The organism is Hutsoniella sourekii ATCC 700629, from assembly GCF_000518205.1.
GTDB lineage: Bacteria > Bacillota > Bacilli > Lactobacillales > Aerococcaceae > Hutsoniella > Hutsoniella sourekii.
In genome coordinates this window covers 106161-123740 of sequence record NZ_JADD01000003.1, presented here as the reverse complement: position 1 = coordinate 123740, position 17580 = coordinate 106161, and the positions used below count along the sequence as shown (strand labels likewise).

12 protein-coding genes are annotated in these 17580 nt (G+C 38.3%); 2 read left to right on the top strand and 10 right to left on the bottom strand.

Going from position 1 to position 17580, the window contains the following annotated elements:
* Positions 1-181: 181 nt before the first annotated feature.
* From glgA to T408_RS0100510, 7 genes are all read right to left on the bottom strand, one after another.
* On the bottom strand, positions 182-1618 hold the full coding sequence (gene glgA / locus T408_RS0100540) for a glycogen synthase GlgA (RefSeq protein ID WP_028118214.1): 1437 nt from the start codon (positions 1616-1618) through the stop codon (positions 182-184).
* A gap of 8 nt (positions 1619-1626) precedes the next feature.
* Entirely contained in the window at positions 1627-2772 is a 1146-nt protein-coding gene (gene glgD, locus T408_RS0100535) for a glucose-1-phosphate adenylyltransferase subunit GlgD (RefSeq protein ID WP_028118213.1), read from the bottom strand.
* On the bottom strand, positions 2759-3910 hold the full coding sequence (locus tag T408_RS0100530; RefSeq protein ID WP_028118212.1) for a glucose-1-phosphate adenylyltransferase: 1152 nt from the start codon (positions 3908-3910) through the stop codon (positions 2759-2761). The genes glgD and T408_RS0100530 overlap by 14 nt, the downstream gene beginning before the upstream one ends.
* Positions 3911-3960: 50 nt before the next feature.
* Positions 3961-5991, bottom strand: a complete 2031-nt coding sequence (glgB, locus tag T408_RS10335) for a 1,4-alpha-glucan branching protein GlgB (protein ID WP_084543846.1) — start codon at positions 5989-5991, stop codon at positions 3961-3963.
* Between the two features lie 446 nt (positions 5992-6437).
* Positions 6438-6815, bottom strand: a complete 378-nt coding sequence (gene gloA, locus T408_RS0100520; protein ID WP_028118211.1) for a lactoylglutathione lyase — start codon at positions 6813-6815, stop codon at positions 6438-6440.
* A 69-nt stretch (positions 6816-6884) separates the two neighbouring features.
* Entirely contained in the window at positions 6885-7289 is a 405-nt protein-coding gene (locus T408_RS0100515; RefSeq protein WP_028118210.1) for a cytidine deaminase, read from the bottom strand.
* 3 nt (positions 7290-7292) lie between these two features.
* A complete protein-coding gene (locus T408_RS0100510) occupies positions 7293-7550 on the bottom strand; it encodes a hypothetical protein (protein WP_235731609.1) in 258 nt (85 codons plus the stop codon).
* A gap of 114 nt (positions 7551-7664) precedes the next feature.
* On the opposite strand from T408_RS0100510, the gene T408_RS0100505 reads away from it, so the two are divergent.
* Both T408_RS0100505 and T408_RS0100500 read left to right on the top strand, forming a co-directional pair.
* On the top strand, positions 7665-8519 hold the full coding sequence (locus T408_RS0100505) for a DUF368 domain-containing protein (RefSeq protein ID WP_028118208.1): 855 nt from the start codon (positions 7665-7667) through the stop codon (positions 8517-8519).
* A 262-nt stretch (positions 8520-8781) separates the two neighbouring features.
* Entirely contained in the window at positions 8782-11073 is a 2292-nt protein-coding gene (locus T408_RS0100500) for a glycogen/starch/alpha-glucan phosphorylase (protein WP_028118207.1), read from the top strand.
* A 54-nt stretch (positions 11074-11127) separates the two neighbouring features.
* On the opposite strand, the gene T408_RS0100495 is transcribed toward T408_RS0100500, so the two are convergent.
* From T408_RS0100495 to T408_RS0100485, 3 genes are all read right to left on the bottom strand, one after another.
* A complete protein-coding gene (locus tag T408_RS0100495) occupies positions 11128-15435 on the bottom strand; it encodes a PolC-type DNA polymerase III (protein ID WP_028118206.1) in 4308 nt (1435 codons plus the stop codon).
* A 64-nt stretch (positions 15436-15499) separates the two neighbouring features.
* Positions 15500-16765 (bottom strand): RIP metalloprotease RseP, encoded by a 1266-nt coding sequence (gene rseP, locus T408_RS0100490; RefSeq protein WP_028118205.1) that lies wholly within the window; start codon positions 16763-16765, stop codon positions 15500-15502.
* Positions 16766-16781: 16 nt separating this feature from the next.
* A complete protein-coding gene (locus tag T408_RS0100485) occupies positions 16782-17579 on the bottom strand; it encodes a phosphatidate cytidylyltransferase (RefSeq protein ID WP_028118204.1) in 798 nt (265 codons plus the stop codon).
* Position 17580: the final 1 nt, after the last annotated feature.

Here is a 17580-nt window from a genome sequence, read left to right as displayed (position 1 = left end):
AACATACTTTATCTTATCATACTTGAAATAAACTCAATTAAGCTAGTTGTTTCCCTCTTTTACTTTAAAATTCTAGCCTGTGAAAGATTTGTGAATTTATCTTAAAAAATTATGACCATCCCAAAAACCAGATTAGAAGTCATCTAATCTGGTATAAATGGTTAGCTTAATATTAATTACATTAGCTGTCTAATAAACCTTGGTAAAGTTGAAAATACTCCTGGGCAGGTCGCTCCCATGAAAAGTCGCGACTCATTGCTTGATGAACCAATTTTTGCCAAGCTTCAGGTTGATTATAGTAAACATCCAAAGCCCGGTAGATGGTCTCTAGCATAATATATGAGTCAAACTGGTTAAATGAAAAACCTGTACCGGCTCCCGTATATTGATTATAAGGCTCAACGGTATCTGCTAAACCACCTGTCTCATGAACTATCGGTAGGGTACCGTAGCGCATTGAAATCATTTGAGATAAACCACATGGTTCAAAAGCCGACGGCATTAAAAACATATCCGCCGAAGCATAAATTTGTTGAGCCAGTTGAATATCAAAATCAATACAAGCCCGCATTTTATCAGGATAGACATCCTGGAAGTATCTAAATGAATGCTCAAACTGTGCTTCACCAGTTCCTAGAATGACTACTTGCACCTCTGCTTGCAATAATTCATTCAGTCGCTCTTCAACCAATTGGAACCCTTTCTGATCCGTTAACCGACTAACCACACCTATCAGGGCGACGTCTTCTTTTTCAGGTAGACCTAGTCGTTTCTGAAGGGCTAGTTTATTAAGCTTCTTACCCTTGAGATCATCAATCGTAAAGTGGTGAGGAATTAGCTTATCATCTGCTGGATTATTGATATCATAGTCAATTCCATTAATAATCCCACGAACTTTCCAATGATTATGGCGCAGAGCCCCTTCCAAGCCTTCTCCAAAGGCTGGAGTCATAATCTCATATGCATAGGTAGGACTAACCGTGGTTACTCGATCAGAGAAGTTGATACCACCTTTTAAGAAGTTAACCCGGTCATAATATTTCAAGCCGTCCTCTGTAAAGGTATTATACGATGTACCGAAAACATTTTCTAAAATCTTGGGCTCATAAATTCCCTGGAAACGAAGATTATGTATTGTTAAGACTTTACGAATATTTTGTAATCGATTTTTCCAATGATATCGGTCCACCAGTAGAACAGGTACCATAGCGGTGTGCCAATCATTACAGTGAATAATATCCGGAATCCAGTCAATAACTTCAAGCATCTCAATGATGGTCGTTGCAAAAAATCCAAACCGTTCACCATCATCCCATTCACCATATAGACTCGCCCGGTCAAAGTAACTTAAGTTATCAATGAAATAGTAAACAACTCCATCCATCTCAAGTTTCTTAATGCCACAGTATACATTTTTGACACCTAATTGAAAACGAAAATGAAAAACTTCTTCTAATTGGTCCTTATATTGCTGTGGCATCTGCATATAGTTAGGAAGAACGACACGAATATCGATCCCTTTTTTAACCAATTCTTTGGGCAAGGCATAGGCAACATCGCCTAAGCCCCCTGTTTTGAAGAAGGGTGCAGCTTCTGCTGCCGCAAATAATACTTTCATGTTACCTCCTAAGCTTGAATGTGAGAGCCTTTTTCGATAACAATAATGTTATCTGGAGATCCTATCACCTTTGCTCCAGGTGCGATGGTTGTATTTTTATCGATAATAGCGTATTTAATTTCCGCTCCTTCACCAATCTTTACACCCTGTAAAATCACACTGTTTTCAACACTCGCGTGCTGTTCGATTGTCACACGACGGTTAATAACTGAATGATAAATATGTCCATAAACTTGAGTATCAGTAGCTACGATACAACATTTAGCATTAGAATCTCCACTATAGTAAGTAGGGGCACCATGTTTAGACTTGGTTAACACCGGAATACTACCATGGAAGAGCGAATTAAACTGCACCCGGTCTAACATATTCAAGTTAGCTGCAAAGTAATTATCAATGGAGTCGATAAAGGCTGTATAACCAGTATATTCATAAGTGTTAATCGTATAATCATTGATATAATGCAAGATTAAGTCATTGATAGACTTATAAACTTGATCTTCAAGCGCTCTTTCCATCATTTCAAAAAGAATATCAGCAGAAACAATGTATTGATCCAATGAAACATTCACCCGTGGCGCATCAATGGCATCACAAAGGGGAACAAATCCTGCTAAAGCATGCCCTTCAGAAAATTCAAGAGCCATATTTTCATTGACCTTAGCGGATAACTCACTGGATTCAGCATTGTGATAGACAACAGTTACATCTGCATTGGTAAGCTTGTGTTGTTGAACCACTGAGCGAATATCCAAATTATTAATGATATTAGAACCAGCAATATAAACATACTCTGCCTTAGATCTTTGCAGATAAATACGATGATTATAATAATAATCTTCATGTTCTTCTTCGATCTTGTACTGATGTTTCCAGTCTTGTTGTGAGAAGGTGAAGACTCCTCCTCCAATATCTGATTGTAGGTCCCAAGCGATACCTGACCGAATATGGTCATAGATCGAGCGCCCGGATCCACCAATAAATAAGGCTACAGAATCAATATTTGCATAGGAAATATCTGATAAAGCAAAATCAATAATGCGGTAACGCCCAGCAAAGGGTAATGAAGCAATAGGACGATTATTAGTCAAAGGTTTTAAGTGATCATTATTTTCCGTTAAATTAATAATTGCTGCTAGTTTACTGTTCGCCATCGTTCTTAGGCCCTCCAATCGTTTCGTTAAATCCTACAACTGCAATCTCATCTCGGGTTCCGATGACATTCGCGCCATCTGCAATAACTGCGCCCTCTCCAATAATGGCATATTCTACTTTACAGTTTTCTCCCACTGTTGTTCCACTCATAATAATTGAATGGTCTACTGAACTGTTCAAACCAACCACAACATCTTGCGAGAGAATTGAATGAGAAACTTGACCTGCAATGAAGCAACCGTCAACAACGGTTGAATGTTTAATTTCAGCTTCTTGAGTCAAGAACTGCGGTGGAGTAATTGGTGTTGAGGAATAAACACGCCATGAATCCTTGGTTTGATTTAATGGATGATCAGGGTCGAGAATTTCCATATTTGCTTCCCAAAGGGATTCAATGGTTCCCACATCTTTCCAGTAGCCATGGAAGGAATAAGCAAAACAATTTTCCCCATTCTTCAAATAGGTTGGAATGACATCATGTCCAAAGTCTTCTAATTTTCTATCTTTTGCAGCATCTTCTACTAGATAGCGGCGAAGCGTTGGCCAGCTGAAAATATAAATACCCATCGAAGCTAAGTTCGATTTAGGCTCTGCCGGTTTCTCTTCGAATTCAATAATCCGATTACCTTGGTCAGTATTCATAATACCAAAGCGAGACGCTTCCTCCATCGAAACAGGAAGTACACCGACGGTTAAGCTAGCATTGTTTTCCTTATGGAAATCTAGCATTTTTGAATAGTCCATCTTGTAAATATGGTCACCTGATAAAATCAGAACATATTCCGGATCCAAGGAGTCAATGTATGAGATATTTTGGTAAATAGCATTAGCGGTCCCTTTAAACCATTTTTCACCATCTGCACTTGAATAGGGTTGAAGGACCGTAGCTCCACTATTACGTCCATTTAATCCCCAAGCATCCCCACGGCCAATATGGTCATTTAAGATTAAAGGTTGATATTGAGTCACGACCCCGACATTACGAATATTAGAATTAGCACAATTACTCATCGCAAAGTCAATGATTCGATATTTACCACCAAATGGAACGGCCGGCTTAGCAATATTTTTAGTTAATACACCTAAACGGGTTCCTTGCCCTCCAGCAAGAATCATACCGATTAATTCATTTTTCATGTAAGTATTTGAACAAGGCTGGCTTGTTCGTCTCCTTTCTATATAATTGATTACCTTTTTTTACCACGTTTTCTTCTCTTTTGACGAGACGATTTTGCTTTAGCTTTATCAGCTGACTTGGTTTTAGATGGATCCTTAGGATTCACTTTTGCAACAGAATCCTTCTCACTATGGTCTTGAGCTTGTAAGTCAATTGTCTCCGGCTTAATAAAGAGTGCAGCAAATCCTGGAACAATGAGCTCAATGGATTGTTCAAAACCATCACTAGGAGCAGCTTGACTGGTTAAGGTTCCATGCCTATGCGTCCATCTGCCACCAAACTCTTCTAATTCAGAATTCAACACCACCTGGTAATTACCCGGATAAGGCACTCCAATCCGCTTTGGATTTCGTTCCACTGGTGTAAAATTGAAGACACAAACCATGAAATCATCTTCTTGGCTGGACCTTCTCAAGAAACTTAGAACGCCTTCTTCCAAGTCATCCGCATCTATCCCTTGCATCCCTAGTGGATCATGATCCAATTCATGTAAGGATGCCTCAGCAAGACCTAAATGATTTAAGGTTCGAATATAATATTGGTATTCTTTATTAAATTCCTGCTGCAAGCCAGCCCAGTCAAGTTCCTCATTGAAACGCCACTCTAAGTACTGTCCAAGTTCGTTGCCCATGAAGTTTAATTTTTTACCAGGTTGGGCCATCTTATAACCATAGAGCAGTCGCAAATTAGCGAATTGGTCACGTCTTGATAATGGGAACTTATCCAACATCGACCGTTTACCATGGACCACCTCATCATGAGAAAATGGCAAAATATAGCGTTCATTGTACTGATACATAAAGGCAAAGGTGATTAAACGAAGACTAGCTGGCCGATAAACTGGATCTAGCTCAATAAATTTAAGGGTGTCGTTCATCCAACCCATATTCCATTTATAATCAAAGCCTAACCCTCCTTCTTCAACTGGATGAGTAGCCCCTTTCCAATCAGTACTTTCCTCCGCCATGGTCAAGACGTGAGGACATTCTTCATGAATAGTTTGGTTTAATTTTTTGATAAATTCGACCCCTTGTCGATTATGGTTAGATCCATCCTCATTAGGCGTCCAAGGTTTATCATCAAAATCAAGGTAGAGCATATTAGTTACGGCATCCACCCGAATACCGTCCAAATGGTATTCTTTCAACCAATACATGGCATTCGATATAAGGAAACTTTGAACTTGATTTTTACCAAGATCAAAATTTAGTGCTCCCCAGCCCACATTATTAGCTTTATTACTATCTTCATACTCGTAACAAGGCGTTCCATCAAAGTAGGCCAGACCATTACTGTTGCGCGAATAGTGTCCAGGTACCCAATCAACCATGACACCAATCCCGTTTTGGTGAGCTAGATCGACAAAATAATGAAGGTCTTCCGGTGTTCCATACCTACCATTTATCGCATAATATCCAGTAATTTGATAGCCCCAAGAAGCATCTAACGGATGTTCCATGACCGGCATAAGTTCGATGTGGGTATAGCCCATATCCTTTACATAAGGAACTAAGGCATCGGCAAGTTCGCTTAAATTATATTCACGGCCATCCGGGTGTCGACGCCAAGAACCAGGGTGAACCTCATAAATCTGGATGGGCGATTTAAATAAGCGTTCCTTATTTTGATTAGCCATCCATTCTTGGTCAGCCCATTCCAATTTTGGTAAGTCCCAGACAATCGAAGCATCTTTAGGACTGATTTCATTTCGATAAGAGAAGGGATCTAATTTGTATTCAACATGCCCTCGACCGTTATCAACAGCATATTTATATTTATCCCCTTTAATATCTCCTGAAAAATAAATCGTCCAGATGCCACCGTCCAGGCGATTCATACCTACAAGGTGCCATTGGGTGAAGTCACCTTGTATGCTGACATTATTAGCATTGGGAGCCCAGACAGTAAATTGGTATCCTATCTCTCCATCTACTACTCGACGTTTACTCCCCAAAAACTTATAGGCGCTTCGATGGACGCCCTTATTGAAGTAATAAATGTCATCCATTATATTATCTGGAAGCTCAGACTTAATATTCATTGCATTACCCCCTTCACGGATAGATGGTTGTAAGCGCTTAATTTAATTGATAAATTTTTTTTCGCTTTCTTTTGTTTTCATTATACCCTATAAGTGATAAATATTCTAATTTTTTGTTAATTTTTTTCAAAATTTTTTCACTTATTGAAATTAGTTGACTACCGGACTAAAAAGATTGAATTGATTTCAAGACTAATCTGTTTTGCTTACATTATTTTTCAAGCGATGATTCCCTCAAAATACTCTTCCTATCTCTGAATTAAATGGGACTATATTGACTTTTATTTTTTATTATATTTTAAGCTGTCTTTTACAAGCATTAAAAAATTCAAGCGTTAGTTACTGAACCTATTGTATAAATATCATTAGAATATAAAAATAAAATCCTTAGGTAATAGATAATCTATTACTTAAGGATAAAAAATCATAAGAAATAAAATGAAGGCTTAATTACTCATCACTTCTAGACGGTAACCATCTGGATCCGTAATGAAGAAGAAAGAAACAGAACCATCAGATAAACTTTTCATTTCAGTTGTCTCATAACCTGAATCTTTGGCTTTTTTGTAAGTTTCTTCTAAATTATCAACGCCTAAGGCCAAGTGAGAAAAGCCATTACCGATCTCATATGGGCCACCATCATAATTATAGGTAAGTTCTAATTCAAAATCTCCACCGGGTACAGTTAGGTAAGATAATGTAAAAGCATCTTCTGGAAAATCTTTTTCGCGGTTAACTTCAAAATCAAAAACTCCCATGTAGAATTTCTTCGAAGCTTCTAGATCAGCGACTCTTAAACACGCATGTAATAATTTTTGTGCCATAATCATTCTCCTTATCTCATTTTACTTTAAATATAACAAACTAAAACAAGGAACTCAAAATATACGCGGTTAGATTTCCATCGAATCGAAAGCATACGGCACCAAGTCAGCAATCGTTAATTCTAAAATTTCACCATCAGCACGCGTTAAATAAACAGGGGTATCTAAATCACATAATTCAACCAATACTTGACGACATATACTGCAAGGGGGTAAGTAGGAATCAGTATCGCCACAAATAGCAATTGCAACAGTAGATTTGGGAGCGTAGCCTTGAGCAATTGAACTATATAAGGCTGATCTTTCAGCACAATTTGTAGCTCCAAAGGAAACATTTTCTACATTGACCCCTTGAATAATCTGTCCATCCTTCATTCGAATGGCAGCTCCTACTGGAAATTTTGAATACGGAGCGTAAGCTAGCGCCCTCACCTCGCGAGCCGCATTAATTAACTCCTCTACTTGTCTATCCATACCTTAAAGTCTCTCCAAATCTGTTGTATCAAAAAGTAATAAATCACTACTTGTTAGTAAAACGGGAATGCCTACCCTTCCTAACTCTTTCGCCGAATCAAACTCTTCTCGTTGATCTCTTAAAGACAAGAACTCCTTGAGATTAGCCATGGAATCGGTAATGTTAACAGCTTGATAGTCTATTCCAAATGAATTTAATGCCTTCTGAAACTCTGGCGTATCAGGACATTTATCACTAAAGTAAAATTTTGCAACCATCATCGGTCCCTCCTTTCTTCTATTTTAATTTAATCTCTTGGCTTGTCAATTGCCTTAATTTCTTGAATCTAATGATTTGAAAGGCTAGAATAATAACATATCTTTTAGGAGGTTATTATGTCAAAATCTATTACTCACACTGACGAGCTTAATCAGTCTCAAAGTTGGTGGTTACGATTTATTAAAGGCGCTTTTATCGGTTCTGGATTCATTATTCCGGGAATTTCAGGTGGGGCCCTAGCAGCTATCTTTGGTTTATATGAGCGAATTATTCGTTTTTTAGCGAATCTCACGGACAAGTTTATTGAGAATGTTTTATTTTTTATTCCGGTTGGTCTTGGGGGTTTAGCTGGCATCGCCGGATTATCATGGGGTGTTTCCTATCTTTTGGGGAATTACTACACGATCATCCTCTGGTTTTTCGTAGGAGCGATACTTGGAACTTTCCCGGCCTTATGGAAAGAAGCTGGAGCTAAAGGTCGGGATCGCCTAGATATCTCAGTTATGGTCCTATCCTTTTTCTTCGGGTTAGCGGTTCTCTATATGGGTAATCAACAATTTACTAATTCCATCGATGCTAACTTTTGGTCTTGGTGTCTGTGTGGAGGACTGATTGCATTAGGCGTTCTCATTCCAGGCTTAAGCCCTTCAAATTTTATCGTTTACTTAGGTTTATACCAGCAAATGGCTGATGGGTTTAAGACGCTAGACTTTTCTGTTATTATACCAATTGCAATTGGTGGTTTAGTTACGATTTTACTTTTCGCTAAGTTGATCCAATGGATTTTCGATCATTATTATAGTCAATTCTTCCACTTTATCTTAGGGGTAGTAATTGCTTCTACATTAATGATTATTCCAACTGATTACCAAGGCTTTACATTTGTTCAATACCTTCTATGTCTTTTGATGCTAATTCTAGGAACCGCGCTTGGTCATTGGATGGCGCAACTAGAAGAAAAATATAAATAAAAGTCTTTTAAGAATTATTTGATTTGTTTTGATGATTTAAGTTTTCCATTTATTTCTTGCGCATACATAAATAAATGGAAATCAAAACAATTAAATAATTCTTTTTTGTCAATTTTATACAAGCGACTACCCCTTTTAGAGATACTAAAAGGATTCTTTCCTTTAAACTATGATTATATTGACTTTTAAATAAAACTGGTCTTATCGAATATTCATGGTATAATATAATAAAATAATAGTTTTTTAGAATAAGGAGATAACTATGGCAAAACTAGAATCCTATGTTACTAAGGCTTTCAATAAGCCTATTCGCGAATGTTCGGATGCTGAACTTTATAAGGCGATTCTTGATTTAGTAGCTGACCGCTCAGATGGCTTGAATACCCACCACAACCAAAAGAAAAAGCTCTATTATTTCTCAGCTGAATTCTTAATTGGTAAACTACTTTCCAATAACCTATTGAATTTGGGTATTTACGACGAGGTCAATAATGAATTAATAGCTAATGGTAAAAGCTTAATGGCGATTGAAGAAGCTGAAAATGAACCTTCTCTTGGTAATGGCGGTCTAGGACGACTGGCTGCTTGCTTTGTCGATTCAATTACCACTTTAGGTATTAATGGTGATGGCGTTGGTTTGAATTATCACTTTGGACTTTTCCGTCAAGTATTTAAAGACAACAACCAAAAAGCAGTTCCTGATGCATGGATCACAGAAAATAGCTGGCTTAAAAAGAACAAAAAATCATACGAAGTTAAATTCGGCCGTTTTAGTTTGAATTCAACCCTTTATGATATCAACGTTTTAGGCTACAAGCATAACAAGCGGAACCGTTTACGTTTGTTTGATCTTGATTCTGTCTCATCAGACATTATTGAAGAAGGTACGATTCACTTTGATAAGGGAAATATTGAAGAGAACTTAACCCTATTTCTATACCCTGATGACTCTGACCACTCAGGTGAATTATTACGTATTTATCAACAATACTTTATGGTATCCAATGGGGCCCAATTAGTTATTGAGGAGGCTATCGAAAGAGGATCTAACGTCCATGACCTAGATGAATATGCCGTTATCCAAATAAACGATACTCACCCAGCACTAGTTATCCCTGAATTGATTCGTTTGATGATTACAGACCATGGTATTAAATTCGACGAAGCAGTCGGTATTGTTAGACGCATGGTAGCCTATACCAACCATACGATTCTAGCTGAAGCCCTAGAAAAGTGGCCGATGAGTGATTTAGATTTGGTATGTCCAGATGCTGCCCATATTATTAGACGATTAGATGAGCTAGTTCAAAACGATTTCCCTAATAACAATGCGGTTAAAATCATTGACGAGCATGGACGTGCTCATATGGCTAATATGTCTATTCATTACGGATACAGCATTAACGGCGTGGCCCGCCTTCACTCTGACATCTTAAAAAATACAGAATTAAAACACTTTTATGATATCTATCCTGAAAAATTCAACAATAAAACTAATGGGATCACCTTCCGTCGTTGGATTATGGACTGTAACCCTGAATTAGCTACTTATTTAGATCAATTAATTGGGTCAGAATGGCGTACTAATTCAGATCTGACCCCATTACTTGACTATCAGGATGATATTAGTGTCAATACTAAATTAAGAGCCATTAAATTTACCAATAAACAAAGATTAAAGGCTTGGTTAGACGTACATCAAGGTGTTGAAATCGATGAGCATTCAATCATTGATATTCAAATCAAACGTATCCACGAGTACAAACGTCAACAAATGCTAGCCCTTTATGTCATTCATAAGTATTTCTCAATCAAGAGTGGCAATATTCCAAAAACACCTATCACTATTATATTCGGAGGTAAAGCGGCCAGTGCTTACACAATCGCGAGAGATATCATCCACATGATTCTCACCCTCTCTCAGATCATTGATAATGATCCAGATGTTAATAAGCACTTAAAAGTTGTCTTTGTTGAAAACTATAACGTAACGGCTGCTCAATACCTAATTCCTGCCGCGGATATATCCGAACAAATCTCTCTAGCCTCTAAGGAAGCTTCGGGTACAGGAAACATGAAGTTTATGTTGAATGGCGCCCTAACCTTATGTACTCTAGATGGTGCCAACGTAGAGATCGCTGAACGCGTTGGACGAGAAAATATTTATATCTTTGGAAAGCAAAGTTCTGAAATTGTGGATATTTATGCTAATAATAGCTATAACGCTCACGATTACTACTACCGCGAAAGAATTAAGCCTTTAGTTGACTTTATTTTAAGTCCGGGTATGCTTTACCTAGGAGATGAAGAAAGACTTCGCCGTCTACACAGTGATATTTCTAACAAGGACTACTTTATGGCCTTAATCGACTTAGAAGAATTCATCGATACAAAAGAAAAAATGTATGCTGATTATGAAGATCATGATAGGTGGACCCGCCGTGTGATTAAGAACATTGGTGAAGCAGGTTACTTCTCAAGTGACCGCACAATCAATGAGTACAATGAAGATATTTGGCATCTAGAACAAGAAAACAAGGCTATCAAGAAATAAATAAAAATCGGACTATCGTTTGAAACGGTAGTCCGATTTTTTTGAGGATAATAACTAAAACAAGCTCAACTGATCTTCATCTGGTAAACCATCTAAAACACCATGTTCCGTGAGATAATCAATAATCGTCTTGGATACCTTACCTCTTTTTTGTAAATCTTCTTTTGAAAGGAAGCTTGCCTCTTCTCTAGCTTTAACAATTTGCTCAGCAACATTAGTTCCCAAACTTGGGACTGCGCGAAACGGTGGAATCAGAGAATCCCCTTCAATAATAAAGTTTTTGGCATCTGATTTTTCCAAATTAACCATCTGGAAATGATAACCACGTTCCAACATTTCATTAGCGATCTCCAATTCAGTAATTAAAACATTTTCCTTGTTAGTGGCGCTAAAACCTTTGTCTCTAATTTCTCTAATTCGTCGTTTGACCATTTCCTTGCCTTGATACATTGCAACCAGGTCAAAATCCTTGGCCCGAACTGAGAAATAAGCAGCATAATAGAGCAATGGGTGGTAGACCTTGAAATAGCCCACTCTCAAAGCCATGATGACATAAGCTGCCGCATGAGCCTTAGGGAACATGTATTTAATTTTTAGACAAGATTCAATATACCATTCAGGTACCTCATGCGCTCTCATTTCTTCTTGCCAATCATCAGGAATTCCCTTCCCTTTACGAACACTCTCCATAATCTTAAAGGCTAGTCCATCGTCTAGGCCATAATGAATTAAATTAACCATAATATCATCACGACAGCCAATAACCTCCGCAAAAGGAATCACATTATTACGGATAAGTTCTTGAGCATTTCCTAACCAAACATCTGTCCCATGGGAAAGACCTGAAATCTTTAATAATTCAGCAAAAGTTGAAGGTCTTGTCTCTGCTACCATGCCTCTAACAAAATTAGTTCCGAATTCTGGAATGCCCAGCGTTCCAGTCTCGGAGTAAATCTGTTCAGGGCTAACCCCTAGGACTTCAACTCCTTGGAAGAGTTGCATGATTCCAGGATCAGTGACATTAATGGTCAATGGATCAATACCGGAGAGATCTTGGAGCATCCGAATCATTGTTGGGTCATCGTGACCTAGAATATCCAGTTTCAAGACATTCTCATCAATAGAATGGAAATCAAAGTGTGTGGTCCGCCACTCGGCTCCTAAGTCATCTGCGGGATATTGAATTGGTGTAAAATCAAAAACATCCATGTAATCAGGAATAACAATAATCCCACCAGGGTGCTGGCCGGTAGTTCGTTTGACTCCTTCAATTCCATGAGCCAACCGTTCCTTCTCGGCTTGGGGTAATTGACCACCCGTATGCTCCAAATAACCTCTTACATATCCAAGGGCTGTCTTTTGTGCGACTGTTCCGATAGTTCCGGCTCGGTAAACGTAGTCTTCACCAAAAAGCTCTTTGGTATAGGCGTGAGCTCGGGCTTGATATTCACCTGAAAAGTTCAAATCAATATCTGGAACTTTGTCACCATGAAAACCTAAAAAAGTCTCAAATGGAATATCCTGTCCTTCACGTTTTAAAGCTTTGTGGCAATGGGGACATTCTTTATCCGGTAAATCATAACCTGAACCGTATTCCCCTTCAGTAAAGAACTCATTGTAATGACAATCCGGACAATAATAATGAGGGGGCAAAGGATTCACTTCTGTAATTCCTGTTAAAGTAGCGATCAAACTTGAACCTACGGATCCACGAGAACCAACTAGGTAGCCATCTTCATTTGATTTGAGTACTAACTTTTGCGAAATCAAATAAATAACAGCAAAACCGTTGGATATGATCGAGGCCAGTTCTTTTTCTATTCGATCTTCCACTAATTGAGGTAATTGATCGCCATACATTTGATGTGCCACTTTGTATGAATAGTCAGTAATTTCTTGCTCTGCCCCTTCAATCTTCGGAGTATATAAATCTGATTTGATGACCTGAATCTCATCAATTGAATTAGCAAGAGCTTGAGGGTTCTCAATAACAATCTCCTGAGCCACTTGACTACCTAAGAAGGAGAAGTCTTCTAGCATCTCATCAGTTGTTCGAAAATGCAATGGAGGTAACTTGACTTGACGGTTTGCGTTGACTTTAAGAGATTGGACAATAACTTCTCGGTAAATACTATCTTTAGGATCGAGGTAGTGAACATTTCCGGTTGCAACCACTGGAATCTTCAATTCCTTACCCAAGTCTATCATCTGTTGTAACAAAGCCTGTAAATCTTCTTGAGATTTGATCCGCTCTTCGTCAATGAGTTGCTGATAAGCCTGAGGGGGTTGCACTTCAATATAGTCATAATTTTTGGCTAATTTTAATGCCTCATCATAGCCTTTTTCTAACAAGGCCGAGAAGACCTCGCCTTCACTGCAAGCTGTACCAATCAATAAATGCTGACTGTATTTGTTTAACAGGCTTCTGGGTACTCTTGGTACACGGAAGAAATAATTCAAGTTAGATTCAGAGACTAGCTTAAAGAGATCTTTGAGTCCTTCTTGGCTCTGAACAAGTAAGCTAGCGTGGAAGGGACGGGCCTGTTTGTAGGCATCGTTTTGCCCCATAAAGTCATTGAGTTGCTGATGATTAGTGATATCATAATCCTCCCGGGCCTGCTCCAACATTTTATAGAGCAAGTAACCGGTTGTCTGAGAATCATAAACGGCACGGTGGTGCTGCTCAAGTGGAATATTATAGCGTTTAGCCAACGTATTTAACCGGTGAGCTCTTAGCTCTGGATTTACTAAGCGTGATAATTCCAATGTATCAATGACTGGATTTTTAGCTTCTTCCATACCTAAATTCTTGTAGGCCTTATTAATAAAACCCATATCAAAACTAGCATTATGGGCCACTAAAATACTTCCTTGGCAAAATTCTTTGAAGTCTTGCATAACCGAATCAATATCCGGTGCGTCAGCTACCATGCTATTAGATATACCAGTTAAATCAGTGATTAAAGCTGAAATTGGGCGATGAGGATTAACAAAGGTTTCAAAGGTATCTACAACTTCACCCTCTTGCATTTTCACCCCGGCTAATTCAATAATAACATCATAAACCGAAGAAAGACCTGTTGTTTCCACATCAAAAACCACATAGGTAGCCGTATCAAGTACTTGATCGGTTAAATTATATGCTACCGGCTCGCCATCATTAACAACATAAGCTTCCATCCCATAAAGCACTTTGATGCCGTGGGCCTTACCTGCTCGATAGGCTTCAGGAAAAGACTGAACCGTTGCATGATCAGTAATAGCTACTGCCGGGTGTCCCCACTTGGCAGCTTGAGCAATAATATCCGTGGCAGAGTTGGTTGCATCTAATTGACTCATTTGAGTGTGAGCATGTAGTTCTACTCGGCGTTTACCTTCTGGTGCTTGATCTTCTCGAACCATCTTAGGTTTAATATTTCTAACACTTCGAGGTCGAAAGTACAGTTCCGAAGTATAATTATCAGGAACCATATCTCCTTCTAATCGGATCCAATCTCCTTTATTATAGAGATCAAATGAAGAAGCCTTGATGCGTCGTCCTGAGATCAACTTAACAGTAACAGAACTGGTATAATCAGTGACTTGCATTATAAGCAAGATGTTCCCACCCTTAAGTTCCTTAGACTCTTTGTGGAAAATATAGCCCTCAATAATCTGACGATATTGATTATCCTCCAATTCATTCATAGGTAGGATTGGACCATTGGGAATGTCCTTACCAATCGGTTCAATTTCTTGATCTATTGGACTGATTTGTGCCAGTTCTTCTTTTCGTGATTGAGCTTCTAAGGCCTGCAAAAGATTTTCTTCATCTTCTTGGGATTGGCGGTCTCTAAATGAACCGATTTCCTGGTCTTTGAGAGATTCATCCAAATAATAATCAATCTCTAAATCACTGATAGCTACTTGTTGTAAACGTTTCATTAATAGTGGATGATACTTGTTGATTAATAAATCTACTGAATTTTGACTAGATAAGCCGACACTAAGTTTTCCATCGTTGTAAGTATAGTTAGCGTGGTCTAAACATGCCTTAATGAAGGGCTTTTCTTTATAAAGACTAGATAGCATAGCAAACCAATAGTGTTGGATTACTTCTTGATCCGGAGAATCTTCGTCGAATTGCCAATAAACCTCAATGTCTCCAACTTCATGGAAGGCTGATTGAATCTTCTCTTGAAAGATTTGGTAAGCATCTGGATGGATCCGTTTAGGATTTCTTAGATAGAAGTGCCAAGCCTTTGACTGAACCATTATATCAACTTTTACTACACTGGCTGCCTGTAAGTGGTCACGTAAATCTTCATTATTTAACTGAATTTGATCTAAAAGCACCTTAAATAAACTTCTTTTATCTTCCAATTAATTGTTGACCCCTTTCGATAAAAGAAAGGATGCTAAGGCTAACCATAACATCCTTCTCTTATTAATTAAATAAACGACTGATATCATTCCAAGTAACTAGGACCATCAGAATCAAGAGTAAGATAACACCAATGAGACTAATGATTCCTTCTTTTTCCTGACTTATTGGTTTACCTCTGACCAGTTCAATTAGATTAGACAGAATCTTACCACCATCCAATGCTGGTATTGGAAAGAGGTTGAGCATTCCGATGTTAGCTGAAAGCATACCCAAAAGCTCTAAAACTGAAAGCCAACCAAATTGAACAACCTGATTAGTCATTTGCGCCATAGCAACCGGTCCACCCAACATATTTAAGTCAAAGTTAACAAATATCAGGCGATAGATGGCTATTACAATGGAAGTCATAATGGCCCATGTGGTCGTAAAACCATACTTAATTCTAGAAAATAAGTCTTTAGACAGACTTTGGGTAATGCCAATTTGTCCATACTCTTGTCCTGTCTGTTCCTGGGTAACCGACCGAGTTTTAACAGTTAAGCTTTTTTGCTCTCCTCCACGTCGAACCATTAAATCGAGTTCTTGGTTAGGATGTGGTAATATTTCGCCTTGAACATCCGACCAAGTTTCAACTTCGACACCATTAATTGACAAAATCTGGTCGCCGGCTACTAGACCAGCTACTTGAGCTGGGGAGTCTTCAATCACTTCCCCTATAACATTACTGCCACTAGGTATTCCCGGCAATAATAGACCCACAACAATAAAAGTTATGACAGACAAAATAAAGTTATTCATTGGTCCAGCAAAGTTAGTCATTAATTTATGACCAACACTGGCGCTTTCATAACGAGTAGATCGAGGAGCCACTTGAATAATTGTTCCATCTGCTTCAATAATTTGAGCATGATCCGATACCTGATATCTAATTAAGTCGTCGCTATTTTGAGGATAGGCTTCGATAACCATTTCATCCAGTAGGTCAACATAATCTACCCGAACAGGTAATTGATTACCATCCGATTGATCTTGCAGATTGATCGTTACCACCTGATCATCCTGACCAAATTCAAGGCCCACTTGCATTCCTGCTTGAATCTCTTCCTCTTCATTCACCCCCGCCATACGGACATAACCGCCCAGTGGCAACATTCTTAGGGTATAAGCTGTTCCGTCGGATCCTTGCTTACTAAATAATTTGGGACCCATGCCAATTGCAAACTCCCTAACGCGAATCCCAGCTCTCTTAGCAAAATAAAAGTGTCCAAACTCATGGATGATTACGATTACTGAAAAGATTAATAAAAAAGTTAAGACTGTCGTCATTTACTCACTCCATCATCTAAGAAAATATATTCAACCACATCATAAAAATAAAACTGGTAAAAATCATACTATCAAAACGATCCAGTACTCCACCATGACCCGGCATAAAATTACCCGAATCTTTTACCTTGAAATGACGCTTAATCATCGATTCCACCAAATCACCTAACTGCCCCATAATTGACATCACAATCGTCAAGATCCAAACATTCGTTAACATGACAAAGTTTGGGTTAAATAAGTTAACATAAATGATCCCAATAACAGTTGATAAGGCTATTCCTCCCAGAGATCCCTCAATGGTTTTATTGGGCGAGATGTGGGGTGCCAATTTTCTCTTGCCAAATTGACGACCAAAGACATAAGCGCCAATATCAGTCGACCAAACCACTAAGAATTGGTATAGAATAGTTAAGATTCCTAGTTCACGAATTTGAACCAAAAAACCAAATCCATAACCAATATATATCATTGCAAAAATAATACCCGTAATATCAGCAAAAGCGATTTTCTGGTTCTTAATGACCATAAGTAAAAGTAGAAAAACAGTCGACAGGTAGAAAAAATAATCTAAATGAATCGTAGCTAAGGGTGCGGGCAATAAATAATTTGGAATTAATAAGGCTAGCATGCCAAACGAAGCAATTAGACCAATCCCATAATCCATAAAACTTAAGCCACTCATCTTAATAAATTCATAAATAGCAACGATTCCTAACACAGCCATACAAAATGCAAAATAGCCCCCACCTTTAATGACAAAGGGGACAAATAAAATAATTGCAATGATGGCACTCACTAAACGTTGTCGCATA

What these genes read in the sequence shown, in the direction of transcription:
- T408_RS0100485 (WP_028118204.1), bottom strand. Translation starts at nt 17,579, where the DNA reads ATGCGACAACGTTTAGTGAGTGCCATCATTGCAATTATTTTATTTGTC.
- T408_RS0100500 (WP_028118207.1), top strand. Translation starts at nt 8,782, where the DNA reads ATGGCAAAACTAGAATCCTATGTTACTAAGGCTTTCAATAAGCCTATT.
- glgD (WP_028118213.1), bottom strand. Translation starts at nt 2,772, where the DNA reads ATGGCGAACAGTAAACTAGCAGCAATTATTAATTTAACGGAAAATAAT.
- glgB (WP_084543846.1), bottom strand. Translation starts at nt 5,991, where the DNA reads ATGAATATTAAGTCTGAGCTTCCAGATAATATAATGGATGACATTTAT.
- T408_RS0100510 (WP_235731609.1), bottom strand. Translation starts at nt 7,550, where the DNA reads ATGATGGTTGCAAAATTTTACTTTAGTGATAAATGTCCTGATACGCCA.
- gloA (WP_028118211.1), bottom strand. Translation starts at nt 6,815, where the DNA reads ATGGCACAAAAATTATTACATGCGTGTTTAAGAGTCGCTGATCTAGAA.
- T408_RS0100515 (WP_028118210.1), bottom strand. Translation starts at nt 7,289, where the DNA reads ATGGATAGACAAGTAGAGGAGTTAATTAATGCGGCTCGCGAGGTGAGG.
- glgA (WP_028118214.1), bottom strand. Translation starts at nt 1,618, where the DNA reads ATGAAAGTATTATTTGCGGCAGCAGAAGCTGCACCCTTCTTCAAAACA.
- T408_RS0100505 (WP_028118208.1), top strand. Translation starts at nt 7,665, where the DNA reads ATGTCAAAATCTATTACTCACACTGACGAGCTTAATCAGTCTCAAAGT.
- rseP (WP_028118205.1), bottom strand. Translation starts at nt 16,765, where the DNA reads ATGACGACAGTCTTAACTTTTTTATTAATCTTTTCAGTAATCGTAATC.
- T408_RS0100530 (WP_028118212.1), bottom strand. Translation starts at nt 3,910, where the DNA reads ATGAAAAATGAATTAATCGGTATGATTCTTGCTGGAGGGCAAGGAACC.